Genomic DNA, 24,054 nt, shown 5'->3' with positions numbered 1-24,054 from the left:
CGGCGGTCCGGTGGGTGGACCGGGTCAGGGCCGGTTGACCTGCGGTCGGACCGCCGAGCCGGCTTCCGCGTGGGTCTCCCAGTCCAGGATCTGGACGGCGGCGCCGGCGGCCTCCAGGCCCTGGCAACGGGCGTGGTGGCGGCGGGCGATGGCGTCCAGGTCGAGGTGGGCTCCGAAGGCCGGACGAGCGGCCAGCCGCCGTGCGTAGGCCCACAGCGCGGGGTGGTCGGCGATGCGGTGCACGGCGGCGGCGTCCAGGTGGTAGCGGTGCACGGTGTCGAGTTGGACCAGGGTGACCCACAACTCGACGTCGGCCGCGGTGATCTGATCGCTGATCAGGTATTCGTGGGCGCCGAGACCTCGCTCCAGCACCCCGAGCGTGGTGAGCAGTGTGTCGAGGGCGGCGGTGCGCTCCGCCTCCTCGGCGTCGGCCGCTCCGGCGCGCTGGGCGGCCTCCTCGATGCCCTGGGCGCACATCCGCTCGACGGCCTCGATCTGCGACTCCTCGCCGCACGGGTACAGGGTGGGCCGGCCGCCGCCGAAGTGCCGGGCCAGGTCCCGGGCGATGTCGGGGCCGTGGCTGCTGACGATGCGCCCGGACCAGTCGTCGCTGAGTACGGGGGCGAGAGCGGGTCCGGTGTACCGGTGCGCGCTGGCTTCGTACAGCGGACGCAGCGCGAAGTGGCCTCCGTCGGGGCAGTCCGGGACGGCGGGCAGGAAGGTGACCGGGCAGGCCTTGTCCAGGCCGAGGAGGCTGTGGGTGACGGCGATGCGCAGACAGTCGGGGTCGGCCGCCGCCAGGTGGAGGCGGTAGCGGCGCGGCACCGCGTAGTGGCCGCTGCGCGCATCGCGGCCGATCCGGCCCCTGAAGGCGGCGGCGGGCCGGGTGGACAGATGGGCGGCCAGTGGTGTGACGGACATGACTCTCCCCGGAGGCGGGACGCACGAGGGACGTGCGCGCGGCGGATGCGACGTCGAAGAGGGAGGTGCGGAAGGTACGGGAGGTGCGGACCTCGCGTACCTCGTCCGCACGTGCCGGGTGCGGCCGCGTCCGTGGGACACCGCCGGTGCGGTTCGGCGCGGGGACGGGCCCGGCTCAGTCCCGGAACCTGATGGCGCTGCAGACGCGCTTCAGGTCGATGTGACGGCGGGAGGTGAGAAGGGGGGACGACCACGCCGTGCGGCTCGCTCGGCCGGTGGCCGGCTCCAGTCGCCCCATTGTTTCCCTACCCGTTCACTAGGATTCCCGGATCGAGTGTCGATCCGCCTCGAGCCTCCGTCAAGGGGGCGTCCACCAGGTGAGTACCGGCGCCGCCCCAGGGGCTCCCGCGGTGGGTGGCGGCTCGGGGGCGCCCGGCCGGATGCGGGGAGCGCCCCGGCGGCCGGGCGCGTCGGTCCTCCTCACCTCCCCATGGCGTCCAGGGCGGCGCGGGCGGCGTCCCGGACCGGGCCCCTGCCTGTCCGGCCCGCAGCGTCCGCGACCTCGCCCAGCAGGCGTACGTCCTTCGCGAGCAGCCCGCCCGCGTGGGCGCCGATGCGGTCGAGGGTGCCGCCCGCGTCCGCGACCCGCTCCAGCGCGAAACTGGCGGCGCTGCCGCTCGGCAGGACACGGCCGAGGACCGCCGGATCCAGGCCCAGGGCCCCACCGAGCGCGAGGGTGTCGGCCGCCAGGCCCAACTGGGCGGTGAACAGGGTGTTGTTGAGCAGTTTGGCGACCTGACCCGCACCGACCGGACCCAGGTGCACGACCGGGTCGCCGTAGGTGGCGAACACCGGTCGGCAGGAGGCGAACACCTCCGGGTCCCCGCCCGCCATGACCAGCAGGGTGCCCTGTTCGGCGGCCCGACCGCCACCGCTGACGGGAGCGTCCAGCACGGACACGCCCTGCGCCGCGGCCCGCCCCGCGAGGCGGCGGCACGTGTCGGGGTGGACGGTGGAGTGCACGGCGATCACCCCGCCGGGCCGCAGTCCCTCCAGGACGCCGGAGGCGACCTGCTCCACATCCGCGTCGGCCACCACGCACAGGCACACCAGGTCGCTGGCGGCGGCCAGTTCGGCGGCTGAGCCGGCGGTCCCGGCGGCGGTGCCGGCGAAGGGGTCGAGGGCGGCGGACCGTCTGGCCCACAGGGTGGTCGCGAAGCCCGCCTCGACGATCCGGCGGGCCATCGGCGCTCCCTGACCGCCCAGTCCGATGAAGCCGACGCGCACGGGGGGCCTCCTCAACTCTCCTGCCGGGGGCGCCAGAACACGGCCAGCAGCCCGGCCGTCGCGACGACACCCACCCCGAGCACCACACCGGCGCCGGTCCATCCGGTCACCCCGATGTCCGCGGCCTCGTCCACCGCGTACTCCCCCGGCCCCCACGCCCCCAGCGCCACCGCGAGGACGCCCAGGACGAGGACGTACTCGTAGCCCTCCTTGAACACGAAGAAGCCGTTGCGGCGGTGTGCGAGCAGGCCCGCCACCAGCATCACGGACAGCACCGCCGCGCAGGCCAGTGAGGTCAGGAAGCCCGCCAACAGAAGGACGCCCGCGCCGAGTTCGGTGAGGACGCTGAGCCATGCCTGGAGTCTCGGACGAGTGAGTCCGAGCCCGCCGAACCAGCCGGCGGTACCGGATATGCCGCCTCCGCCGCGCCAGTGGTTCCAGCCGTGCGCCAGCATCACCGCACCGAGCACGACCCGTACGAGCAGCAGTGCGGTGTCCGAAGCCTCACTCATCGCCATGTCCCTTCTCCGTCGGCAGCGCCCGCACACCCGGCGCGCACTCCTCGACGAGGGCGAGCACATGCGGGTGGTGGGCGAGAGCGGTACGGCCGACGCCGGTGTGGTGGCCCGCGCCCGCCTGCTCGTGGCGTACCACCCGTGGGGCTCCGGTGAACATGCCGAGCGGGGTCCGCCGGTCCCCCGGGGCCGTTCGCCCCCCACCCGCTCGTGCGCGGCGAGGGTGAGGTGCGCGGGCGCCGGGATCCGGCCGGGGGCCGACCGCCGGCCCGTTCACCCGCCGGCGGCAGGCCCCTCCCGCTCCCCGATCCCTCTCAGGTGCGGGACCTGGCCGACGCGGCGAAGGCGTCGGCGGCGGTGAGGTCGAAGTCGCCGTGGTCGCTGCCGAGCCCCTGCGCGACGAGGGCTGCGGCGGCGCTGCCCAGCACGGCGGCGTCGCTCGGCGTACGGCCCAGGCTCACGCCCCGCAGATAGCCGGCCGAGAACGCGTCGCCGCACCCGGTGGTGTCGACGACGTCGACCACGAAGGCGGGGACCGGCTCCGCGCCGTCCGCGCTCACCACGAGTGCGCCGTCGCCGCCGCGCGTGACGGCGACGACGCCCGCACCGGCGCCGAGGAGCCTGCGCGCGCCCGTCAGCAGGTCGCTCCCGCCGGTGAAGCCGAGGACCTGGTCCTCGTTGGGCAGCAGATGGTCGATGTACGGCAGGGCCGCCTCGATCTGCTCGAAGCTGCCGAGGACACCGGGGGCGAGCAGGTCCACGGAGGTGACGACACCGTGTTCCTTGGCGTACGACAGGATGCGCGTGGCGACCTCGACGCCGATCAACTCCGGTCCGCCCAGGTGCAGATGGTCCGCCTCGGCGAGGGCGTCCCAGGGGACGTCGTCGAGGCCGTAGGTGATGTTGGCGCCGAGCAGGTGCAGCGAGGGGCGGTCGCCGTTGGGCCGGATCGGCAGCACGCTCGCGGAGGTGGCGGTGTCCGTGCGCCGGACCAGGAACTCGGTGTCGATGCCCGCCCGGTCCAGCAACGCCACCAGCAGGTCGCCGGTCGGGTCGGAGCCGATGGCGCCGGCGCTGCGCACCTGCGCGCCCAGTTTGGCGAGGGTGAGCGCGGTGCCGCCCGCGGTCCCGGCGGCGGTCATCCGGATGTCGTCGACCAGCGTCGCGCCCTGCCCCTCGGGTATCTCCTGCACCGGACGCACCAGCACGTCCAGGACGTGCACGCCCATGGTGAAGATCTTCATCGGCTGTCCCCCTTCATCGGCCTTCATCGGCCTTCATCGGCCTTCATCGGCCTTCATCGGCCTTCATCGGCCTCGTCGCCCTGTCGGCTTCATCGGCCCTGTTCCTGCGCGGGTGGTACGGGGTGGGTGGTGCCGTAGTCGCGGGCGATCGCGGCCTCGATCACGGCGAGTTGCTGCTGCTCGTCGAGGAAGCGGGGCCGGCCCATGGCGGCCGCGCGCTGGTAGACGCCGCAGGCCCATTCGAGCAGCAGCGCGTTCTCGACGGCCTTGTCGAGGGTCGTCCCGTGGGTGACGGCGCCGTGGTTCGCCAGCAGGGCGGCGCTGCGGCCGTCGAGCGCGGTCAGCACCGACGCGGCGAGTTCGGGGGTGCCGAAGGTGGCGTAGGGCGCGACCCGCACCGCGCCGCCGAGAGCAATCAACTGGTAATGGATGCATGGCAGTTCGTCGAGCACGCAGGAGACCGCGGTGGCCATCGGAGCATGCGTGTGGACGACCGCGCCGGTTCCGTAGCGGCGGTACACGCCGAGATGCAGCTCCAGTTCCGAGGTCGGCCGCAGGCTTCCGGCCACCACCTCGCCGTCGAGGTCGACCACACTCACCTGGTCGGGCGTGAGTTCCGCGAGGACCGCTCCGGTCGCGGTGACCGCGACCCGGTCCTCGACGCGTACGCTCACGTTGCCGGCCGTGCCGATGAGGAGGCCTTCGGCCCCCAGACGCCGGCAGACGTCCGCGACGGCGGCCCGTTCCTGACTCAGCGCCGAGCTTGAGGCGGTCATGGGCGCGAAGGTAGCGTAAACGTGAAACAAAGTCACGTTCAGGTTTGGAGGCATTCCTTGGTCCAGGCGACCGCGGGTCCGGGCGGTGGCGCTCCCCTGCGCCGCACGCCGCGGCAGGCGCGCAGCAAGGCGCGTCTGGCCCTGATGCTGGAGGCAGCCGAGCGCATCCTGGTCGGCGACGGCCTCGAGGCGCTCACCACGACGCGGGTCGCGGCCGAGGCGAAGGTGTCGGTCGGCTCGCTGTACCAGTACCTCCCCGACCGTGACGCGATCATCGACGCCCTCGCCACGGGCTACTTCGCCCGCCTCGAAGACGTCATGGACGAGCTGGTCCGGACGGCGGCGCGGGAGCGGTGGGAGGATCCGGTGGGCCTGCTCGTCGACACCTTCGCCCGCGTCTACCGCACCGAACACGGTTTCCGTGCCCTGTGGTTCGGCAGCGGGCTGACCGAGCGGACCCGGGCCGCGGACCGTGAGCACAAGCGGCGGATGGCCGACGGCATCCGCCGGGTGCTGCTCGCGCTGGGCGTCGCCCCCGACGACGAGGCGCTCGCGCGGGCCTGCCACGCGGCGATCCTCGCCGCCGACGCCCTCGCCCAGGAGGCCTTCCGGCGCACCCCGGAGGGCGACACCGACCTCCTCGACGAGGCGAAGGCGATGCTGCGCTGCTATCTCACCGAGGTCGTCGCGCGCCACGGGAAGCGGTAGCCGAAAGTCCGTGGCCGCCGCCGTGGAGCGTCCCGTAGCGTCGGGGCCCGTAGCCGACCGCGCCGGCGGTCGCCGCACCCGGAGAACGCATCCCATGACCAGGCAGCACCCCCGAGCCACCACGACCCTGTGGCGTCCCACCGGTCCCAAGGAGCTGGAGCTCGTCCGTGAGCTCGGCCGGCGGGCCTGGCCGCCCCGGCTGCCCGAGCAGCCGATCTTCTACCCGGTCCTCGACGAGGACTACGCCATCAGGATCGCCCGGGACTGGAACGTCAAGCACGACGGCGCCGGCTACGTCACCCGGTTCGAGGTCGACACCGCGTTCCTGCGCAGGTATCCGGTCCAGCAGGCGGGCGGCCGGACGATCCTCGAACTCTGGGTGCCTGCCGAGGAGTTGGACGAGTTCAACGCGCATATCGTGGGCGAGATCGAAGTGGTGCACGTGTTCTCGTGACGCCCGCCGCAAGGTTTCCGCAAGGTCCCGGCAGGCCTTCCGTCCATCGGGAGGGGCAAAACGCCCGGCAGACGGGGCCGAGCCGGTCCCGCACGGACGACGGGGGTCTTGATGTCGGCGTTGCGCAAGAGTACGGAGTCGTCGGTCGAGGAGCGTGAGTGGCTGACGCTCGTCGAACGCAAACTGGTGCTGGTCGTGGTGCACACCCTGACCTACGGCAAGCGGCTGGTCGAGGTCCTGTCGCTGCTGGAGGCCGACTTCAGGGTGCAGGTGGTGTTCACGGCTCCGCCGCACGTCTTCGGCGACGAGGTCCCGCGCTTCCTCGAAGGGCTGGGAGGCGCGGTGCTGCCGTGGGACGAGGCGGTGCGGATGCGGTTCGACCTGGCTCTCGCCGCCGGTCCGCGGGGCGTCGAGAAGATCTCCGGGCCGGTGATCGCGATGTCGCACGGAGCCGGATACCTCAAGCGGCTGGTCTCGGTGCGGCAGCCCGGTGTGGCGGGGCTGCGCAGGCAGGATCTCGTCCCCGGCGGCCGGCTCCCCGCCGCCGTGGCGGTGCCCCACCACGCCGAACTGGCCGACCTGGAACGGCACTGCCCGGAGGTGCTCCCGCTCACCCACGTGGTCGGCGATCCGGTGCACGACCGGATCGCGGCGAGCCTGCCACTGCGCGCCCGCTACCGCCGGGCGCTCGGCCTCGCGGACGGCGAGAAGCTGGTGGTGGTCGCCTCGACCTGGGGGGCGCGCTCGTCCTTCGGCCGGTTCGAGGCGCTGCTGCCCCGGCTGGCCGCCGAACTGCCCGCGGGACGGTTCCGGTCCGTCATCCTGGTCCACCCCAACGTGTGGTCGGGGCACGGTTCCTGGCAGGTCAGGGCCTGGCTGGCGCGCGGCGCCGAGCCCGGTACCGCCCTCGTGCCGCCGGAGGCGGACTGGCGCAGTGTCCTGATCGCCGCGGACTGGATCATCGGCGACCACGGTTCGGTGACGCTGTACGGCACGCTCACCGGTGCCCCGATCCTGCTGGCCGGTTCGCCGGACCAGGAGATCAACCCCGCCTCGCCCGCCGCCACCCTCGCCGTGACCGCGCCGGCGCTCTCGCCCGCCCACCCGCTCGTCGGCCAGCTCCAGTACACGGCGGCCGAGTACCGCCGGGAGGAGTACGCGGCGATCGCCTCGCGCATCACCTCCGAACCCGGCCGTTTCAACCGCAACATGCGGCGGCTCATGTACCGCCTGCTGGGTCTGGGCCGGCCCGCCCACGAACCGGTGACGGTCCCGCTGCCCGAGCCGCCCCGGCTGGACACCTGGGCGCGCGGGCGGCGGGAGGTGCCGGCGTGATGCGCTTCGTCTCCGTACGGCTGCGGGCTTCGCCGCCGTGCCCCCGGGGTCCGCGAGGCGCCCCGGCGGCGGACCTGTCGCTCCGCGTCCGCTCGGCCGCGGGCGACCACGACGTGCGGGCCCGGATCGGTCTCCTGGCGCCCGGGGACCCGCCCGGCCCGGACGGGCCGCCGGCAGGTGCGGACGAGCACGTCGCCGCGGAGGCCGGACCGTGCCCCGGGATCCGGTGGCCCGTCTGCGCCGATGTGCTGCACGAGAGGATTCCGCGCCCGTACGCCGACGCGGTGCGCCGACTGGGCGACCTCACGGCCGCCCATCCGGGGTGCCGGCTGGCCGCGGCGCCGCTGACCGGGGGCGGCTGGGCGGTCATCGACGGGACGAGCCGCACGGTCCTGCCGCTGGCGCACCGGGTTCCCCCGGACCAGCCCCTGCTGGCGTCCTGTCTGCACGCCTGGCTGGTGGCGGGGCACACCCTGCGGGACATCCACGACATCCGCGTGGTGCACGGCGGGTGAGCACGTCGGCGCCTACGTGCGCCGGAGCCGGCGGGCGTCGGCCGGGCTGGTGGTCTCGTACAGGTCGAGGGCGCGGGCGTGGAACTCCTCGCCGGCCGTGTCCTCGCCCCGTTCACGTGCGGTGTCGCCGAGCATCTCCAGGGTGCGGGCCTGCCAGTGGACGGCGCCGGAGGCGGTGAACACCGCGAGCGCCTCCGTCATGTGGGCGATGCCCAGGGCGTGCTCGCCGGTGCGGGCGCGGGCCCGGCCGAGGAAGGCGAGGGCCCGGGCCGTGTCGTGCGGGTCGGCCGCGTCCAGGAGTCCCTGCCTGGCCCGGGCGAAGCAGGTGACGGCCCGCTCGGGGTCGTGTTCGGCGAGAGCGACCTCGCCGAGCGTGATCCGGGCGAGCGCCACCCCGCGCGGGTAGCCGCACCCCTCCCAGGTCGTCACCGCGCGGTTCAGCCGCGACACGGCCTCGGCGAACCGCCCCGCCTCGAAGTGGCAGTTGCCGAGGCCGAGCAGCGCCTGTCCCTCGTCACGGGGGTCCTCCCCGTCGCGCGCCGCGTACAGGGCGGCCGTGTACCACTGCACGGCCTCGTCCAGCCGCCGGGCGGCGCTCAGCCCGATGGCCCCGGAGTTGAGCATCTGGCGTTCGGCCTCCCGGTGCCCGTCGCGGCGGGCCGCCTCCAGACCGATGCGGTGGGCCTCGATCCACAGGTCGTAGTGGCGCAGCCGCAGGAACAACGGCCACATGGCGTCGACGAGTTGCCAGGCCGTGGCGTGCCAGCCGCGCTCGACGGCCAGGCGGAGCATCGCCATGAGGTGGCCGCGTCGCTCGTGCAGCCAGCCGAGGGCGCCGCGGTCGTCGGTGAAGGGCGGGGGCAGCGGGAAGGGCTGCGCGTAGGTCCGGGGCAGGGTGAACTGGATCGGGGTGATGAGGCGTTGGGCCTCGGTCGCGGTCAGCAGATGCCAGTCGGCGACGCGCCGCAGGATGCGTTCCCGGTCCGCCTCGGTGTCGGCCAGGGCCGCGCGGTCGCGGGCGTGGAGGCGGACGAGGTCGTGGAAGCGGAGCGCGTCCGGGCCGACCTCCTCCAGCATGTTGGCCTCGACGAGTTCGTCCAGCCGGCGTTCCGCCCAGTCGAGGGGCTCCGCGCAGGCCGCGGCGGCCGTCCGGACGTCGAAGTCGGGCAGGGGCAGCAGCCCGAGGGCCCGGTACATCCGGGCGGCCTCCGCTCCCAGCACCGCGTACGACGCGTCCAGGGCCTTGCGCACGGTCGCCTCCCCTTCGACTTCCAGCGCGGCCAGCCGGCCGACGTCGGGTGTGAGCGCGTCGGCCAGTGCGGCGACCGGCTGTCTGGGGCGGGCGGCGAGCCGGGCCGAGGCGAGACACACCGCGAGGGGCAGACCCGCGCAGAGGTCCACGACCTGGCGGACCGCGGGCAGTTCCCCGGCGACCCGGCGCTCGCCGACACCGCGCAGGAACAGCTCCACCCCGGCGGCGGGGTCCAGCGCCCGCAGCCGGTGGAACTCCGCTCCGTCCAGCCGCAGTCCGGTCAGCCGGTGCCTGCTGGTCACGACGACGAGGCTGCCGGGCCCGCCCGGCAACAACGGCCGGATCTGTGCCGCGGAGAAGGCGTTGTCCAGCACCACCGCGATGCGCAGGTCCGCGGTGACGGACCGCCACAGGGACGCCTGTTCGGCCAGGTCGACGGGGACCGCCCAGGCGCCGAGCGCACGCAGGAACCGGCCGAGGATCTCGCCCGGGTCCGCCGGTCCGCCCGTCGCGTGTCCGCGCAGATCGGCGTGCAACTGCCCGTCGGGAGCGGCTGATTCGTGCCGGCGCAGCCAGCGGGAGACCAGGGTGGTCTTCCCGATGCCGGCCGGACCGTTCACCACGATCAGCGGCTGCCGGGATCCCGCGTCCGTATGCCGCGTGAGCAGCCGGTCCAGGGCTTCCAGTTCGTCCCGCCGGTCGGTGAAGTGCGCCGGTACCGGCAGCAGTTGGCGGGGCGTCGGTGGTGGCTGCGGCGGGGCGGTCCGGACCTGGATGCCGCCGTGGACGTCGCGGGCCTGGACGGTCGGTCCGTAGAACCGGGCCGATCCACCGATGGTGTTGCCACTCGCTCTTTCCTGGTCGTCCTCCCGCGCCGCACTCATACCGCTCGTCCCCCTCCGACCGGTTGCCCGCTCCATCGATCAAGGTGGTCCTACCCCCGCCGGGCCTCCGGCGATGCGGGCCACGGACGCCGGGGCTCCGGCAAGGAAGCGATTCGGCCAGCACAACGGCCCCTCTTGGAACCCCCTGCCCTCCCTGTCATGCTCTTCGCCCCATGGCATGACCATCCCCGGCGCCATGGTCGTCGAACGGCCGGACCAGCGGGAGGCGCTGGTGGAATTCCAGGTACTGGGCCCGGTGGGTCTGCGCGCGAACGGCCGGCGGGTGGAGCTCGGTTCGGACAAGGAGCGGACCCTGCTGGGCCTGCTGGCACTGGACGTGGGCCGGCCGGTCGCGCTGGGCGTGCTCATGGACCGGCTCTGGGACGGTGAACCGCCGCCGCACGCACGGGAGAACGCGCACAGCTATGTCTCACGGCTGCGCCGGCGGCTCCGGCTGGCAGACCCGTCCTCGGCGAGCGCGCCGCGCATCGTCAGCCGGGCCCACACCTACACGCTGGAGGCGGCCCGCGAGGCCGTCGACTGGCACCGGTTCCAGCAGCTCGTGGCGCAGGCCGGGGCGGTCGCGGCGGACGGCGACGACGAGCGGACGGCCGCCCTCCTCGACCGCGCGGAAGGCCTCTGGCGGGGCGAGGCACTGGCCGGGCTGCCCGGACTGTGGGCCGAGACCACCCGCCGGATGCTGGCGGAGCGGCGGCTGGGCGCCGCCGTCTCCCGGATCGCCGCCTGCCTCCGGCTCGGCCGGTTCACGGAGGTGACCGCCGAGCTGTCCGCTCTCGTCGACCGGTATCCGGGTGACGAGACGCTGGCGGGCCAGCTGATGCTGGCGTACTACGGCGGCGCCCGGTACACCGACGCGCTGCGGGTGCACCAGGAGACCCGCCGGATGCTGATGACCCAGTACGGCTCCCGCCCGGGCGCCGAGTTGGACCGCGTCCATCGCGGGATCCTCGATCGGGTGCCGGCCGCCGACCTCGTCCGGGGCCGCACGGCCGTGCCCCGCCCGGCCCGCCCGGCCGCGGGCCCGCCGCCTGCCCGCCCGCGTCCGCCGAGGAACCTGCCGCATCAGCCGCCCCTGATCGGCCGACGCGCCGAACTGCGGGCCCTGAGCGCCGCGGTCGACGCGGCGGCGGAGCAGGGCCGGGTGGTCAGCCTGGAGTCCGTCAGCACCGTCAGCGGCATGGCCGGGGTGGGCAAGACCAGCGTGGCCGTGCACGGCGCGCACCGGCTGGCCGAGCGGTTCCCCGACGCCCAGCTGTATGTGGACCTGCGTGGCCACTCCCCCGTCGGCGAACCGCTGGGTCCCGGCGCGGCCCTGGCCACCCTGCTGCGTCTGCTCGGCGCGCCGGCGGAGACCATCCCGGTCGAACTGGAGGGCCGGACCGCGCTGTGGCAGACCATGCTCGCCGAGCGACGGGCGGTGATCGTCCTGGACGACGCGGTGAGCGCCGACCAGATCCGCCCGCTGCTGCCGAGCGGATCGCCCACCCTGACGATCATCACGAGCCGGCGCCGGCTGACGGGTCTGCCGCAGGCCCGGCACATCCCGCTCGACGTGCTGCCGACCGACGACGCCATCGCCCTGTTCCGCGCCTGCGCGGGCGGGGAACGCACCCTGGACATCCGGGAGATCACCACGATCGTCCGATTATGCGGTCACCTCCCGCTCGCGATCGAGCTGGTCGCGAGCCGCTTCCGCGCCCACCCGGCCTGGACGCTCGGCACCCTGGCCGACCGCCTGACCCGTACCGAGGGACGGCTGGTCGAGATCCGGGATGCCGAGCAGGAGTTGCTGCGGGCCTTCGACCTGACGTACCGGACCCTCACCCCGGACCAGCGCGCCGCGTTCCGCCGGCTCGGTCTGCACTGCGGCCCGGACTTCACGGTGGACTCGGCGGCCGCCTCGCTGGACCTGCGCCCGGCCGCCGCGGAGCGCGTGCTGGAGTCACTGCTGACCTGCCATCTGCTCCGCGAACCGACCCCGGACCGCTACCGCTTCCACGACCTGCTGCGCGAGTACGGCCGCTCCAGGTCCCTCGCGGACGACACCGACGAGGAGCGTGCCGAGGTCCTCGGGCGCCTGACGGACTTCCACGTCGACGCCGCCGACCGCGCCGACCGTCTCGCGTACCCCCGCCGCACGAGGCCCGCGCCGCCGCGCGAGCGCGGCCCCGGCGCGGCGCCGCCCGACTGGCCCGACGCCGGGGCCGCGCGGTCCTGGCTGGCCGCCGAGCGTGCGAACCTGCTGGCCACCGAGCGCCAGGCGCGTGGCCAGGGCCGTCCCGGGGCGGCCGCCCGACTCGCCTACGCCATGGCCGGTTTCCTCGACGAGGAGTGCCACTGGGTCGACGCCGAGGCCGTCCTGGAGACCGCCGTCGAGCACTGGACCGGGACCGGCGAGCAGGCCGCGCTGTGCCGTGCCCTGCTGCATCTCAGCGCCGTCCACGCGCACACCGGGCGCTACCCGGAGGCGGCCGAGAGCGGAGACCGGGCCCTGCGGATCGCGCGTGCGACGGGGGACGAGGAGGCGGAGGCCGAGGTGCTGCGCACGCTCGGCACCCTGAACTGGCACATGGGCGACCATCGGGCGGCGCTCGTCCTCTTCCAGAAGTCCTTCGCCATCACCTCGATATCCGGAGATTCCCTGGCCTGTGCGCGCCTGCACAACAACATGGCCGTGACCCTGCTCTTCCTCGGGGAACACGACCGCGCGCTGGAACACTTCGAGAAGACGCTCAGCGGATTCACCGAGGCGGGCGACCACGCGGCGCTCGGGAAAACGCTCAACAACATCGGTGATCTGTATCTGCGTCGCAAAGACCTGGAATCCTCGCGTCGGTCGTTCGAGGAATCGCTGACCTTCCTCGAACATTCCGGGAACCGTTACGACCGCGCCACCGTACGCGGCAGCCTCGCCGATGTCCTCACGGAATCGGGCGACACCGCCGCGGCTCTCCCGCTCTACCAGGAGACTCTGGCGGAATTCCGCGAGCTCGGCGACCGCAAGAGCCAGGCCGACACCCTGATCGGCCTGGGCGAGGCGCACCGGAAGGCGGGGGATGCCGGGAAGGCCGAGCGGCACTTCCTGGACGCCCTGGACATCGCCCGGCTGATCGGCGCCGCCCACCAGGAGATCCAGGCCTTGCGCCACATCGGTCAGGCGCATTTCGCGGCCGGCCGGCTCGACGCGGCGAGGAAACATCTGGAGGTGGCCCTTTCACTGGCCGAGCGCACCCACGATGTCGACGAGAAAGCCAGGACGGAAGACGTTCTGACGGACGTACGGCGTACGGTGGGTGGCGAGGCGACAGCGCGTGCCCTACCGCGACAGACGTTCGAACCAGGCGGTAATTAAAGTCGCAACCAGTAACGGCCGTTCGTTCGATTTCCCATGCAAGCCGAGATCCGCTACGGTCCCCTCCCAAGATCAAGGATCATGAGTCGAGTCATGAGTCATGAGTCAGGGAGAGGTAACCGTTCAAGTGAGCACGATAAGCCGAATGGCCGTCATGGCCGGTCTCACCGCTTTCGCCATTCTTGGCGTGGCCGCGCCAAATGCTTCGGCGGCCGAACTCGCCTCGACCGCGGCCATCGGCACGAACAGGTGCATCATGATGGACCAGACTCCCTGAGGGTCGGTCGGCGCACCGGGGTGGCAGCACCCGCCGCCACCCCACCCATCGGTTCTCCGGCCCCTCCTTCACGACCCCGGCCCCACCGCCGGCGGACAGCGGCACGGACACCCCGCCCACCCCGTACCGACGACGCCGCCGGCCGGACCGGCAGGTGTCATGCGAGCCGCTCCGCGAGGTGGTCGCCGACGCGCAGGGCGTTGGCGATGGCGGTCAGCGAGGGGTTGACCGCCCCGATGCTCGGGAAGAAGCTCGTGTCGACGACGTAGAGGTTGTCCAGGTCGTGGGCCTTGCAGTGGACGTCGAGGGCGGAGCTGCCGGGGTCGTCGCCGAAGCGGACCGTGCCCGCCTGGTGCGCGGTGGCGCCGATGGGCATGCCCTTGTGCAGATAGATGCTGTGCGACAGGAGATGGTGTTCGTTCATGCCCAGGTGACCGAGCATGCCCTGCAGTTTGTGCCGCAGGCGGTTCAGTCCGGCGACGTTGTTCTTCTCGTCCAGGGCCAGGTGGATACCGCCGTCCCGGTCCAGGGTGACGCGGTTGCCGGCGGCGGGCAGGTCCTCTCCGCACAGCCAGAAGTCGACCGCGTGATGGGCCAGTACCTCGAACGGCATGTCGGGGGCCACCGCACCGGCCCAGCGGGGCGCTTCGCCGTGGATCTGCTCGGAGTCGGACTTGCCGAGCATCTGGATGCCGCCGAGGGGGTAGTCCCAGTCGTCGGATCCCAGGTACCAGTCGTGCAGCGCCAGGGTCTTCTGGAACCTGGTGTCGTTCGGTTCCCTGGACACGGCCATCAGGGCAAGGTTGTTGTGCCGCATGTAGTGCCGGCCCACCACGTCCGAGCTGTTGGCCAGTCCCCGCGGATGCCGGTCGCTGACCGAACGCAGCAGCAGGGCAGCGGAGTTGACGGCGCCACAGGCGACCACCACGAGGTCGGCGCGGAACTCCACGGTGGCAGCGTCCCGGTCGCCCGGCTCCCCCACCGTGGCGACGACCGAGGTGACGCTCCGGCCGGTCGCGTCCGTCTCCAGCCGCCGCACGTCCGCGTGGGTGACCATCTCGACGTTGGGGTGTGCGAGAGCGGGGTCGACGCAGATGACCTGCGCGTCGGACTTGGCGCCGACCAGGCAGGGGAATCCGTCGACGCGGTCGCAGCGGATGCAGGCGCTGGTGTGGGTGGCCCTGCCCCGGTCGTCCTGGGTGAGGTTCACCCCGATCGGGAGGTGGAAGGGATGCAGTCCCTGCTTCTCCAGGTCGTGGCTGAGTTGCTGGATGCGCGGCTCGTGCTGGACCGGCGGGTGCGCGTACTGGGCGCTGGTGGGGCCCTCGGTGGGGTCCTCGCCGTGCCGGCCGTGGACCAGATAGAGGTGTTCGGCCTGCGTGTAGTACGGCTCGAAGTCCTCGTAGCCCAGTGGCCAGGCGGGGGACACGCCGTCGTGGTGGCGGAGTTCGCCGAAGTCCTCGGGGCGCAGCCGGAAGAGCGCGGCACCGTAGAACTTGGTGTTGCCGCCCACGTAGTAGTTGACCTCGGGCGGGAACTCCTTGCCGTCCTTGTCGTACCAGAACTCCGGTGCACGGTACTTCCCCTTGACGAAGACCGCGGTGGAGTCCCAGTTGTCCCGTTCACGGGGAAGATAGCCGCCCCGTTCGAGAAGGAGGATCCGTTTTCCGGTGGGTGCCAGCCGATGGGCGAGGGTGCCACCGCCCGCGCCTGTCCCGATGATGATGACGTCGTAGTACTGCGCGTCGGTCATGCCGGCCACCGTCCTCGGAGCATGCGCCGGTCCTGCCGGGTGAATGGGCCGTCCGACCCGACCACCAACGTATCTCCGGGCCATGTTTCCGGCGAGTTGGGCCGCTCGGGTGACCCGGGACGCCGGGAGGCGACGCCGCCCCGTGCACGTGCGTGGGCGGACCGAGCAGGTGTCACAGGATCGCGAGGGGATTGACGGGAGATCCGGTGGCCGCGGGCAGCCGGAGCGGGGCGATGACGCAGAGGAACGACCAGCGGCCTTCGCGCGCGCAGACCGGCGTGAGGTCCTCGAACCGCAGATAGTCCAGCAGGTGCAGTCCCATGGCGTGGATGCCCAGCACATGGACCGGGAACGCGACCTCCCGGACCGCGCTGGGCGCGCTGTCGTTGTTGCCGTCGCCGCCGAGCACGGCCACCTCCCGTTCGGCCAGGAACTCCATGGCCGTCGGGTGGAGTCCGGCACGCGCGTCGGCCACGTCCCAGGGGCCGAGCTCCTCGCGGCGGCGGCGGTGTCCGACCCGGACGAGCAGGATGTCGCCGCGACCGACCCTGACGCCCTGCCGCGCCTCGGCGGCGGCGAGGTCCTCGGCCCGCACCCGCGCTCCGGGTTCGAGCCAGGGGACGCCGTGCAGCCGGGGGATGTCGAGGAGGACCCCGCGTCCGACGATGCCGTCGCGGGCGAGGTCGACGGACAGGGCGCTCGCGCCGTCCGGTGACAGTACGTCGGCCGCCGGTACGCCGCCGTGCAGGGTGCCGTCGTAGACGACGTGGCACAGCGCGTCGAGGTGGCTGTTCACGTCGCCGTGCACGTTCATGGCGAAGCGGTCGCGGGCGAACTCCAGTCCGCTCGGCCCGGGTTCGCCGCCGGCCGGGGCGGTGAGCCGGTGTTCGGCCGGGTCGGCGTCGTCGGGTCCGCTCCGGGTGTTCACGGGGGCGGCGAGCGACACCGTACGCCCCGACCGCACCTCGCGTACGGCGGCCAGCACGTGCTCCGCGGTGATCGTGTCCAGGGCGCCCCGGGGCCCGGCTCCGCCGGGGGACGTGTCGCGCAGGTGCCGGTACAGACGCCGGAAGCCGGCCTCGCTCAGCTCGCCGCTCGTCCGCATGCCCCCACCCTCCGGCAGGTCCCCGGTGCCCGCACGCCGAGTCGCCGCAGCCGTGCGGGCGCGTGACGCAGGAGCCGTGCGGGTCGGCGGTGCACCGAGGTGCGGCTGCCTCCGTCCGATGCTGCAATGAAGTCCGAAAACAGGGGGCCGCTGAACGCCGTGACCACCCAGGGGTGAAGCCGTGAGCGATGAATTCGTCGAAATGGGACCGATCGACTACGTCGTCGTCGAGTTCCCCGGGAACCGCATGACCGGTGAGGGCTTTCCCCTGCTGGTCGATCTGGTCGACCGCGGCCTCATCCGGATCCTCGATCTGCTGTTCGTCCGGAAGGAGGAGGACGGCTCCGTGGTCGGCCTGGAGATCGCCGATCTCACCGGGGACGGGGTTCTGGACCTGGCCGTCTTCGAGGGCGCCTCCTCCGGCCTGCTGGGCCAGGACGACATCGAGGAGGCCGGCGGCGCTCTGGGACCCGGCAACTCCGCGGCGATCCTGGTCTACGAGAACGTGTGGGCCGCGCCCTTCGCCACCGCCCTGCGACGCGGGGGCGCACAGCTGGTCGCCTCCGGGCGGATCCCGGTACCGGCCGTCCTGGCCGCGCTGGACGAGACGGACGACGTACGGCCGCCGAGGACGTAGCGACTCCCTCGCCGACCAGGCTCGCCGGACCGGCTCCTCCCCGGCACCCGGTCCGGCGGCCCGGCGCCGCGGCCGGGGGACCTCGCCGTACTCCTGAGCGCGTGCCCCGTCAGCGGCCCGTGGACCGCCCGAAGGAGGCGACGGCGGACCGCACCCGGGCGAGAGCGGCCGGCAGAGCCGCGGTGGCGTCCAGGGTCAGGCCCGGCTCGTCCGGTTCCAGCGGCTCCAGCGTCGCGAACTGCGAGTCGACCAGCCGGGCGGGCATGAAGTGGCCGGTGCGCCGGGACACCCTCTCCCGTGCGGTGTCCCGGTCCAGGGCGAGGTAGAGGCACCACAGCCGGGCGCCCGCGGCCGCCCGGAGTTCGTCGCGGTACGCCCGTTTGAGGGCCGAGCAGGCGACGACCAGCCCCTCCCCGGCCTCGGCGGAGCGCCGGACGCGGTCGGCGAGAGCCCGCAGCCAGGGCCCGCGGTCGGCGTCGTCCAGGGCGTGGCCGGCGGTCATCTTGGCGATGTTGGCGGCGCTGTGGAAGCCGTCGCCCTCGACGAACGTCACTTCGAGCCCCTCGGCGACCGCCTTGCCGACGGTGGTCTTGCCGGAGCCGGACACCCCGAGGACCAGCACGATCGGCGGTGCCTGCCCGGCCCCGCGCAACGACTCCGCGCCGCCGGTCACGGGCTCTCGGGCTCCCGTCCGGCCGCCGTCCGCCGCAGGTCAGCCTCGGTGAGGGGCTGGAGGGCCCCGGCGGTGTCCAGCCGGTAGAGCAGGACGAGGGGCGGTCCGACGAGCACCACGGCGATGGCCGTGACCAGCAGCAGCCAGCGCAGTGCCGTCGGCGCGCCGGCCGCCTCGGACACGGTCAGCGAGGTGGGGATGAGATAGGGCCGCTGGGCCAGCCCCCAGGCCACGACGACCAGGGCCACGCTGCCGACGGCGGTGATCCTCGCCCATCCCGTGGCGGTGCGGTACAGCAGCACGGCGGTGGCCAGCGCGCTGACGACGGCGACCAGGACGAGGGCGAGACCGATGCCGCCGGTCAGCCCGTCGTGGACGTAGCGCGCGTCGTCGCGGGTGACGACGAGGCCGACGCACGCCAGGACGGCGAGGACGCCGAGGCTGCACCAGGCCCGCAGGCGGAAGTATCCGATCAGGTCGGCGGCGTCGAAGCGGCGGGCGTCGGCGGTCAGGAACACCGCCCCGAGGAAGGCGGTCGCGGCGACGGTCAGCAGGCCGGCGATCACGGACGTCCCGTTGGACCACGCGTCGGCCGACGCCTTGGTCCCGGGAGCCACCCGGCCCGTGGCCAGCCCGCCGACCGCCGCTCCGAGGAAGAAGGGCGTCAGCAGCGAGGAGACGGCGAAGACCGCGCCGTAGACCCTGCGCCCGGCGAGCCGCCGTGTGGGCTTGCGCAGGGCGAACCCGGCGCCGCGCAGGACGAGTCCCACGGCCGCCAGGGCCAGCGGCAGCCACATGGCCGTGAAGACCGTCTGGAACAGCACCGGGAAGCCGGTCCACATGATGACCAGGACGAAGATGAGCCAGACGTTGTTGGTCTCCCACACCGGCTCCATGGCGTGGTCGATGAGCCACCGGGGGCGCCTGCCCCGCCGGGCGCCCCCCGCGAGCAGGTCCCAGAATCCGGCGCCGTAGTCCGTGCCGCCGGCGCACGCGTAGGCGGTCACCACGGCCAGCAGTACCCAGGCGACGGCGTCCTCGGTCATGCGCCGCCCCCGTCCTTGCCGCCGGTCGTGGACAACGGCCGGGGCCCGTAGGGGGTGTCGCCCTCCACGTCCCCGGGGGCGGCTGCCGTGGCGGCGCCCTCGTCGGCCAGCCGCCATCGTCTGCTCATCCTCAGCAGGACGGTCAGGAAGGCGCCGAACACGAGGACGTAGAGCACCACGACGAGGCCGAGCATCGTCCACAGGGTCGGGGCCCGGGTGTCCGTCACCGCCTCCGCGACCCGCATGTTCTGGTAGACGATCCAGGGCTGCCGGCCCACCTCGGTGGTGATCCAGCCGCACTCCACGGTCAGCAGACAGGCGCCGCCGGCCAGTGCCGCACACCGGAAGAACCACGGGGACCCGGGCAGGTCACGGCGGCGGAGCCAGCACCAGCCGTACCAGAGGGCGAGCAGGACGAGCAGGCTGCCGATGGTCACCATGATGTCGAACGCCCAGTGCGCGATGGTGGCCTGAGTCGCCGTCGGACGGTCGCCCGCCGGGACCGAGGACAGTCCCGTCACCTTGGTGTCGGGGCTGAAACCGGCCAGGATCGAGTCCAGTTGGGGGATCCTGATCCCGCCGGAGATCGTCCCGTCGGGATGCAGCCGTCCGAACATGTACTCCGGCACGTGGGTGTCGGTCTTCCAGACGATCTCGGTGGCCGCGAACTTCACCGGCTGCTTGTGGAAGACGGACCGGGCGATCGAGTCCCCGAGCACGAACTGCACGGGGGTCAGGATCGCGGCGACGGAGAACGGCACGGTGAAACCGAGCCGGTGGTAGCGGTCCCGGCGGCCTCGCAGCCAGCCCACCGCGTACACCCCGGCGATGACATAGCCGGCGGTCAGCACCACTCCGACCACGAAGTGCCAGTACTCCGGGCCGAACATCGGGGTGAAGATCGCCCTGCGTACGTCGACGTCCACGGGCTTGCCGGACGCGTCGAGCGAGAAGCCGCGCGGGGTGTTCATCCAGGAGTTCGCGGCCACGATGCCGAACGCCCCCATCAGGGCGGCCAGCGGCAGGGGCAGGCCGAGCCAGAAATGCGTCCACGGCTTGAGCCGGCGCCAGCCGTACAGGTAGATGGCGATGAGGATCGCCTCGAGGAAGAACGCCCAGGCCTCGATCCCGAAGCCGAGGCCGAAGACATCACCCCACCGGCCCATCATCCCCGGCCACAGCAGGCCGAGTTCGAAGGAGAGCACCGTGCCGGTAACGATGCCGATGGCGAACTGGACGGCCATGACCGCCGACCAGCGCCGCGCGAGCAGCAGGGCGACGGCGTCTGCCTTGCGCAGCCCGCGGTAGTGCATCAGGAGGGTGATGGCGGGCAGGGCCACGCCGAAGGGCACGAGCAGGATGTGGGAGCCCAGGGTGAAGGCCATCAGCTCCCGGGCCGGCAGCAGCTGTGCGGGGCCGTCCGCCAGAAAGTGGTCGATCGCGCTGTTCACATGGTCCTCGGTGGCTCGTCCGGGATGGCGCTGGCGTGGTGGGTCTCAGCCACCCGTGGCGAATCCGGGGAACAGCGTCATTCCGCCGTCGACGTAGATGGTGGTCCCCACCACGTAGTCGAGGAGGTCGGAGGCCAGCGCGGCCACCACGTTCGCGATGTCGTCCGGGTCGCCGACGCGGTGGTAGGGGATGAGCCGGAGAAGGTCGGCCTCGGCCTCGGGGGTCTCCCAGGCACTGCGGTTGATGGGCGTGCGGATGGCTCCCGGAGCGACGGCGTTCACCCGGATCCGGTGCGGCGCGAGCTCCTGCGCGAGGGTCGCCATGAGCATCTGCACCCCGCCCTTGGACGACGCGTAGTTCACATGGCCGGCCCAGGGGATGATCTGGTGGACCGAACTCATGCAGATGATTTTCCCGGCGGACCGGGACACCTCCGGAACGACACCTCGCCGCATGAATTCCCTGGCCGCTTCCCGTGCGCACAGGAACTGTCCGGTCAGATTCACGTCCAGTACCTTGCGCCACTGGCCGACGGTCATGTCGGTGAGGGCCGCGTCCCGCTGAAGGCCCGCATTGGCGACCATGACGTCGATGGTGCCGAACTCCTCGACCATACGGGAGACCATGTCGACGACCTGGTCCTCCTGCGACACATCGGCTTCGTGCGCATAGGCGCGGACGCCGAAACCCTCGATCTCGCGCACCACTTCTTCCGCGTCTTCCCGTCCCGCCACGTAGTTCACGACCACATCGGCACCCACCCGGCCCAGGCCGATCGCCGTGGCCTTTCCGATGCCGGAATTCGCGCCCGTCACCAGCGCTTTCTGGCCTTTGAGAAGCAGCGGGGCAAGGGGCTGGCGACCATTTTTGCCGCTGGTTTCCACTCGTGTCTCCCTGTGCGTGCCGGCGCGGACATTCGGCGGACACTCGAAGGAATCCGCCCGACAACGAAAACACGTGTGGATCGGTACGGCACGGTGGCGCGTCTCCCGTCAGCCGCCCGGGTGCCGGCCCGCGCTGAACGGCCCAATGCCCGCCGACCGGGTCGCGCGGGGCGGCGCGGACCGCTCGGACGGGCAGGCCGGACGCGCTGGTCGACGGGCCGGTCAAGGCTGGTCGGGCGGGGCCGGTCGGGCGGGCTGGTCGGACCGGCCGCGCGAACGGGCTACTCGGTGCGGGTCTCCCGGCCCGTTCCGACGCACAGCGCCCAGATGACGAAGGCGTCCACGGCGATCAGCACGATGGCCCAGACGGGCTGGTACGGCAGCCACATGAAATTGGCGATCATCGACAGGCCGGCCACGGCGATACCGATGACGCGTGCCCACACCGCGCCGCGGAACAGAGCGGCGCCCGCGAGCGCGACCAGCACGCCGAGGACGAGATGGATCCAGCCCCAACTCGTCAGATTGAAGTTGTAGGCGTAATTCCGGGTGACGACAAAGACGTCGTCCTCGGCGATGGCGGCAATTCCCTGGAATATCGCCATCACTCCGCCGAAGATCATCATGACTCCGGCGAAGCCGGTCCAGCCGGACACCCACGCTCCGCCGCTGCTTGCCGTTCTGTGTCCGTGGTGCATTCCGGTCGCGGCCATTTCGGGCTCCTCCCACTGCATCTCGCCACTGACAGGTGGCCGTTCGTTCGCCCAGATATCAGCTTGCCACGAGAAGCACAAACCGGCAGAACACCGGTATTCACGCAGTTCAGCGCGGGGGCCGAGGTGCGAGGGAAATCCGGCGGTGGTCCAATGGGGGTATCCGGTGCGCCGACCGTCGCGCGCCGGCCGGATGAGCCGACCCTTCCGCAGGTCTCCGGCGAGAAAGGAATCCGCCGTGCCAGGTCTCCTCCGCGGGGTAGCCCGCACAGCCGTCGTGGCCGGTACCGCGACCGCCGTGTCCAACCGCGTGTCACGCCGCCAGCAAGGGCGCTGGGCCCAGCAGGAGGATCAGCAGGCCGCGCCGCAGCAGGCGCCGGCCGCCGCTCCCCCGCCCGCCCCGCAGCCCGACATGAGCAGCAAGATCGACCAGCTGAAGCAGCTCGGCGAGCTCAAGGCCCAGGGTGTCCTCACCGAGGCCGAGTTCGAGGAGCAGAAGCGCAGGATCCTCGAGTCCTGATCCCCAGGCGAAAGGCTGTACCGGAACCGCTCCGGTACAGCCTCTGACCTACGACCTGCGACTTCGCAAAGTCGGGACGACAGGATTTGAACCTGCGACCCCTTGACCCCCAGTCAAGTGCGCTACCAAGCTGCGCCACGTCCCGAGGCGTTGCCGCGGCGGTGAGCTGCGGGAACACGCAGGCAGAGCCTACCGTACGGGGGTGGGTGCGGCGGTCGGCGTCTGGTGGGCGGCCGGCTCCCCCAGACGGCTCGCGCGGCGGACCGGGACCAGCAGGGCCGCGAGGGCGGCGCCCAGGCAGAGCACCGCGAGCAGGGTGAATCCGTGGGTGTAGCCGGAGTCGTACGGCAGGCCCGACGGCTGGAGACGGCCGGTGACCAGGACGCCGGTGACGGCGGCCCCGATGGACCCCCCGATGGTACGGATGTTGGCGTTCATGCCGGTGGCGGCGCCGGTCTGCCCGGCGGGCACGCTGCCGACGATCAGGTTGGCCATCGAGGCGAAGGCCAGGCCGATACCGAGGCCGAACACGCCTGCCACGAAGGCGATCTGCCACTGCTCGTCGTGCCAGAGGGCGAGGAAGCCCAGGGCCAGCGCGCCGAGTGCGGCGCCTGCCGTGAGCAGTGCCCTGGCGCCCACGCGGGGCTCGAGGCGGCCGCTGAGCACACCCGAGACGAACATCGCGAGCAGCATCGGCAGCATGAGGAGCCCGGAGGCGGTGACGCTCGCGCCGAAGCCGTAGCCGGCCGTGCTCGGGGTCTGGACGAACCCCGGCAGGAAGGACCAGATCGCGTACATGCCCGCGCCGAACAGCAGGGCGGCCAGGTTGGTGGTCCACACGGCCGGCAGTCGCATGATGCGCAGGTCGATCAGCGGGCTGCGGGAGCGGGCCTCGGTGAACAGCCACAGCGCGAACAGCGCCACGGCCACGGCGAACAGACCGATCACCCGGGCCGAACCCCAGCCCCAGTTGCCCGCCTGACTGAGCGGCAGCAGCAGGGCGACCAGCCAGCCGGACAGCAGCACGGCGCCGAGCCAGCCGACCTTGCCCTGCGCCCGGTCGGGCGACTCGGGCACATAACGCAGGGCGATCAGCGTGGCGGCCGCGACGATGCCGACGGGGATCCAGAACAGCCAGCGGTAGTCGAGCGCGGAGACGATCGGTCCGGCCGCCACCATGCCGACGCCACCGCCCGCGGCGATCACGGCGGACAGGTTGCTGATGCTGCCGGGCACCCGGGAGGGGGCGAACTCGTCCCTGATGATGCCGAAGGAGAGCGGGAACAGGGCGCCGCCGACGCCCTGGACGACCCGGGCGAGGATCAGGACGCCGATGTCCGGCGCGAGCGCGGCGAGCAGACAGCCGGCCAGGACGGCGAGCAGGACCCCGACGAGGGTGCGCTTCTTGCCGATCAGGTCGCCGACCCGGCCGAGGATCGGCGTGAAGACGGACGCGGACAGCAGATACGCGGTCATCACCCAGGTCGCGGTGGACTGCGAGGCGTGCAGGGCGTGCTGCACGGTCGGCAGGGCCGGCGCTATCAGCGACTGGAGCATGGAGAACACGCCGGCACCGGTCGCGAGAACCGCGAAGGTGAGGCGGGTGGACTTGCGGGGCATGACAAGCCTCTCGGAAGGACCCGGAAAGAGGAGAAGAGGCCTCGGACTGTTAAAGTGGAGGCACTCCTCCACTCTAGCGGAGGCACCCCTCCGGTTCAACCGGGTCCCGC

General features: G+C 72.6%; 23 protein-coding genes and 1 tRNA gene. 7 read left to right on the top strand and 17 right to left on the bottom strand.

The features are described from left to right. Positions 1-24 precede the first annotated feature (24 nt). The 6 genes from QQM72_RS06550 to QQM72_RS06525 form a co-directional block, all read right to left on the bottom strand. Entirely contained in the window at positions 25-921 is an 897-nt protein-coding gene (locus tag QQM72_RS06550; protein WP_314219822.1) for a glutathione S-transferase C-terminal domain-containing protein, read from the bottom strand. Positions 922-1,401: 480 nt separating this feature from the next. Next, entirely contained in the window at positions 1,402-2,208 is an 807-nt protein-coding gene (locus tag QQM72_RS06545; RefSeq protein WP_314219821.1) for an NAD(P)-dependent oxidoreductase, read from the bottom strand. 11 nt (positions 2,209-2,219) lie between these two features. Then, positions 2,220-2,720, bottom strand: a complete 501-nt coding sequence (locus QQM72_RS06540; protein ID WP_314219820.1) for a DoxX family protein — start codon at positions 2,718-2,720, stop codon at positions 2,220-2,222. Beyond that, entirely contained in the window at positions 2,713-2,883 is a 171-nt protein-coding gene (locus QQM72_RS06535; RefSeq protein ID WP_314219819.1) for a hypothetical protein, read from the bottom strand. The genes QQM72_RS06540 and QQM72_RS06535 overlap by 8 nt, the downstream gene beginning before the upstream one ends. A gap of 154 nt (positions 2,884-3,037) precedes the next feature. Further along, a complete protein-coding gene (locus QQM72_RS06530) occupies positions 3,038-3,967 on the bottom strand; it encodes a carbohydrate kinase family protein (RefSeq protein WP_314219818.1) in 930 nt (309 codons plus the stop codon). An 89-nt stretch (positions 3,968-4,056) separates the two neighbouring features. Then, positions 4,057-4,743 (bottom strand): class II aldolase/adducin family protein, encoded by a 687-nt coding sequence (locus tag QQM72_RS06525; protein WP_314219817.1) that lies wholly within the window; start codon positions 4,741-4,743, stop codon positions 4,057-4,059. A 57-nt stretch (positions 4,744-4,800) separates the two neighbouring features. Here QQM72_RS06525 and QQM72_RS06520 point away from each other — a divergent pair, with 57 nt between their 5' ends. The 4 genes from QQM72_RS06520 to QQM72_RS06505 all read left to right on the top strand — a co-directional run bounded on the left by QQM72_RS06520 (position 4,801) and on the right by QQM72_RS06505 (position 7,755). Continuing rightward, complete coding sequence (locus QQM72_RS06520) at positions 4,801-5,451, top strand: TetR/AcrR family transcriptional regulator (protein WP_314219816.1); 651 nt, start codon at positions 4,801-4,803, stop codon at positions 5,449-5,451. A 94-nt stretch (positions 5,452-5,545) separates the two neighbouring features. Beyond that, positions 5,546-5,905, top strand: coding sequence for a hypothetical protein (locus QQM72_RS06515; RefSeq protein WP_314219815.1), 360 nt, complete (start codon positions 5,546-5,548; stop codon positions 5,903-5,905). Positions 5,906-6,016: 111 nt separating this feature from the next. Further along, complete coding sequence (locus QQM72_RS06510; RefSeq protein WP_314219814.1) at positions 6,017-7,240, top strand: hypothetical protein; 1,224 nt, start codon at positions 6,017-6,019, stop codon at positions 7,238-7,240. Further along, positions 7,240-7,755, top strand: a complete 516-nt coding sequence (locus tag QQM72_RS06505; RefSeq protein WP_314219813.1) for a hypothetical protein — start codon at positions 7,240-7,242, stop codon at positions 7,753-7,755. The genes QQM72_RS06510 and QQM72_RS06505 overlap by 1 nt, the downstream gene beginning before the upstream one ends. Positions 7,756-7,767: 12 nt before the next feature. Here QQM72_RS06505 and QQM72_RS06500 read toward each other — a convergent pair whose 3' ends face one another. Then, entirely contained in the window at positions 7,768-9,891 is a 2,124-nt protein-coding gene (locus tag QQM72_RS06500; protein WP_314219812.1) for an ATP-binding protein, read from the bottom strand. A gap of 178 nt (positions 9,892-10,069) precedes the next feature. Here QQM72_RS06500 and QQM72_RS06495 point away from each other — a divergent pair, with 178 nt between their 5' ends. Then, positions 10,070-13,264, top strand: coding sequence for an AfsR/SARP family transcriptional regulator (locus tag QQM72_RS06495; protein ID WP_314219811.1), 3,195 nt, complete (start codon positions 10,070-10,072; stop codon positions 13,262-13,264). Between the two features lie 123 nt (positions 13,265-13,387). Here the strand turns inward: QQM72_RS06495 and QQM72_RS06490 are convergent, their stop codons facing one another. The 3 genes from QQM72_RS06490 to QQM72_RS06480 all read right to left on the bottom strand — a co-directional run bounded on the left by QQM72_RS06490 (position 13,388) and on the right by QQM72_RS06480 (position 16,399). Then, positions 13,388-13,522, bottom strand: coding sequence for a hypothetical protein (locus QQM72_RS06490; protein WP_314219810.1), 135 nt, complete (start codon positions 13,520-13,522; stop codon positions 13,388-13,390). 176 nt (positions 13,523-13,698) lie between these two features. Further along, on the bottom strand, positions 13,699-15,294 hold the full coding sequence (locus tag QQM72_RS06485) for a GMC family oxidoreductase (RefSeq protein ID WP_314219809.1): 1,596 nt from the start codon (positions 15,292-15,294) through the stop codon (positions 13,699-13,701). 172 nt (positions 15,295-15,466) lie between these two features. Then, positions 15,467-16,399, bottom strand: coding sequence for a cyclase family protein (locus QQM72_RS06480; RefSeq protein WP_314219808.1), 933 nt, complete (start codon positions 16,397-16,399; stop codon positions 15,467-15,469). 202 nt (positions 16,400-16,601) lie between these two features. On the opposite strand from QQM72_RS06480, the gene QQM72_RS06475 reads away from it, so the two are divergent. Continuing rightward, positions 16,602-17,036 carry a DUF6325 family protein gene (locus tag QQM72_RS06475; protein WP_314220140.1) on the top strand — a complete coding sequence of 145 codons (435 nt, stop codon included), beginning with the start codon at positions 16,602-16,604 and terminating at the stop codon, positions 17,034-17,036. A 109-nt stretch (positions 17,037-17,145) separates the two neighbouring features. Here the strand turns inward: QQM72_RS06475 and QQM72_RS06470 are convergent, their stop codons facing one another. From QQM72_RS06470 to QQM72_RS06450, 5 genes are all read right to left on the bottom strand, one after another. After that, the gene (locus QQM72_RS06470) at positions 17,146-17,709 is read right to left on the bottom strand and encodes a gluconokinase (RefSeq protein WP_314219807.1); all 564 of its coding nucleotides are present in this window, start codon (positions 17,707-17,709) and stop codon (positions 17,146-17,148) included. Further along, the gene (locus QQM72_RS06465) at positions 17,706-18,755 is read right to left on the bottom strand and encodes a cytochrome d ubiquinol oxidase subunit II (RefSeq protein WP_314219806.1); all 1,050 of its coding nucleotides are present in this window, start codon (positions 18,753-18,755) and stop codon (positions 17,706-17,708) included. Before QQM72_RS06465 ends, QQM72_RS06470 begins: the two co-directional genes overlap by 4 nt. Next, the gene (locus QQM72_RS06460; protein WP_314220139.1) at positions 18,752-20,140 is read right to left on the bottom strand and encodes a cytochrome ubiquinol oxidase subunit I; all 1,389 of its coding nucleotides are present in this window, start codon (positions 20,138-20,140) and stop codon (positions 18,752-18,754) included. Before QQM72_RS06460 ends, QQM72_RS06465 begins: the two co-directional genes overlap by 4 nt. Positions 20,141-20,251: 111 nt before the next feature. Next, positions 20,252-21,091 (bottom strand): SDR family oxidoreductase, encoded by an 840-nt coding sequence (locus QQM72_RS06455; protein WP_314219805.1) that lies wholly within the window; start codon positions 21,089-21,091, stop codon positions 20,252-20,254. A gap of 281 nt (positions 21,092-21,372) precedes the next feature. Continuing rightward, positions 21,373-21,804, bottom strand: coding sequence for a DUF7144 family membrane protein (locus QQM72_RS06450; RefSeq protein WP_314219804.1), 432 nt, complete (start codon positions 21,802-21,804; stop codon positions 21,373-21,375). Positions 21,805-22,042: 238 nt separating this feature from the next. Here QQM72_RS06450 and QQM72_RS06445 point away from each other — a divergent pair, with 238 nt between their 5' ends. Then, positions 22,043-22,324, top strand: coding sequence for an SHOCT domain-containing protein (locus QQM72_RS06445; RefSeq protein WP_314219803.1), 282 nt, complete (start codon positions 22,043-22,045; stop codon positions 22,322-22,324). 71 nt (positions 22,325-22,395) lie between these two features. Here the strand turns inward: QQM72_RS06445 and QQM72_RS06440 are convergent. Then, positions 22,396-22,469 (bottom strand) — tRNA-Pro (locus QQM72_RS06440). A 44-nt stretch (positions 22,470-22,513) separates the two neighbouring features. Continuing rightward, entirely contained in the window at positions 22,514-23,944 is a 1,431-nt protein-coding gene (locus tag QQM72_RS06435; protein WP_314219802.1) for an MFS transporter, read from the bottom strand. Positions 23,945-24,054: the final 110 nt, after the last annotated feature.

The organism is Streptomyces zaehneri (genome assembly GCF_032248645.1).
GTDB classification, from domain to species: Bacteria; Actinomycetota; Actinomycetes; order Streptomycetales; family Streptomycetaceae; genus Streptomyces; species Streptomyces coriariae.
The sequence above is the reverse complement of the archived record's forward strand: the minus strand, read 5'-3'. Positions and strand labels throughout refer to the sequence as shown.

Bases quoted from the DNA above. Each gene is read 5' to 3' on its own strand.
- QQM72_RS06550 (WP_314219822.1), bottom strand. From the start codon at position 921: ATGTCCGTCACACCACTGGCCGCCCATCTGTCCACCCGGCCCGCCGCC.
- QQM72_RS06540 (WP_314219820.1), bottom strand. From the start codon at position 2,720: ATGAGTGAGGCTTCGGACACCGCACTGCTGCTCGTACGGGTCGTGCTC.
- QQM72_RS06535 (WP_314219819.1), bottom strand. From the start codon at position 2,883: ATGTTCACCGGAGCCCCACGGGTGGTACGCCACGAGCAGGCGGGCGCG.
- QQM72_RS06530 (WP_314219818.1), bottom strand. From the start codon at position 3,967: ATGAAGATCTTCACCATGGGCGTGCACGTCCTGGACGTGCTGGTGCGT.
- QQM72_RS06525 (WP_314219817.1), bottom strand. From the start codon at position 4,743: ATGACCGCCTCAAGCTCGGCGCTGAGTCAGGAACGGGCCGCCGTCGCG.
- QQM72_RS06515 (WP_314219815.1), top strand. From the start codon at position 5,546: ATGACCAGGCAGCACCCCCGAGCCACCACGACCCTGTGGCGTCCCACC.
- QQM72_RS06510 (WP_314219814.1), top strand. From the start codon at position 6,017: ATGTCGGCGTTGCGCAAGAGTACGGAGTCGTCGGTCGAGGAGCGTGAG.
- QQM72_RS06505 (WP_314219813.1), top strand. From the start codon at position 7,240: ATGCGCTTCGTCTCCGTACGGCTGCGGGCTTCGCCGCCGTGCCCCCGG.
- QQM72_RS06500 (WP_314219812.1), bottom strand. From the start codon at position 9,891: ATGAGTGCGGCGCGGGAGGACGACCAGGAAAGAGCGAGTGGCAACACC.
- QQM72_RS06495 (WP_314219811.1), top strand. From the start codon at position 10,070: ATGACCATCCCCGGCGCCATGGTCGTCGAACGGCCGGACCAGCGGGAG.
- QQM72_RS06490 (WP_314219810.1), bottom strand. From the start codon at position 13,522: ATGATGCACCTGTTCGTGCCGATGGCCGCGGTCGAGGCGAGTTCGGCC.
- QQM72_RS06485 (WP_314219809.1), bottom strand. From the start codon at position 15,294: ATGACCGACGCGCAGTACTACGACGTCATCATCATCGGGACAGGCGCG.
- QQM72_RS06480 (WP_314219808.1), bottom strand. From the start codon at position 16,399: ATGCGGACGAGCGGCGAGCTGAGCGAGGCCGGCTTCCGGCGTCTGTAC.
- QQM72_RS06475 (WP_314220140.1), top strand. From the start codon at position 16,602: ATGGGACCGATCGACTACGTCGTCGTCGAGTTCCCCGGGAACCGCATG.
- QQM72_RS06465 (WP_314219806.1), bottom strand. From the start codon at position 18,755: ATGACCGAGGACGCCGTCGCCTGGGTACTGCTGGCCGTGGTGACCGCC.
- QQM72_RS06460 (WP_314220139.1), bottom strand. From the start codon at position 20,140: ATGGCCTTCACCCTGGGCTCCCACATCCTGCTCGTGCCCTTCGGCGTG.
- QQM72_RS06450 (WP_314219804.1), bottom strand. From the start codon at position 21,804: ATGGCCGCGACCGGAATGCACCACGGACACAGAACGGCAAGCAGCGGC.
- QQM72_RS06435 (WP_314219802.1), bottom strand. From the start codon at position 23,944: ATGCCCCGCAAGTCCACCCGCCTCACCTTCGCGGTTCTCGCGACCGGT.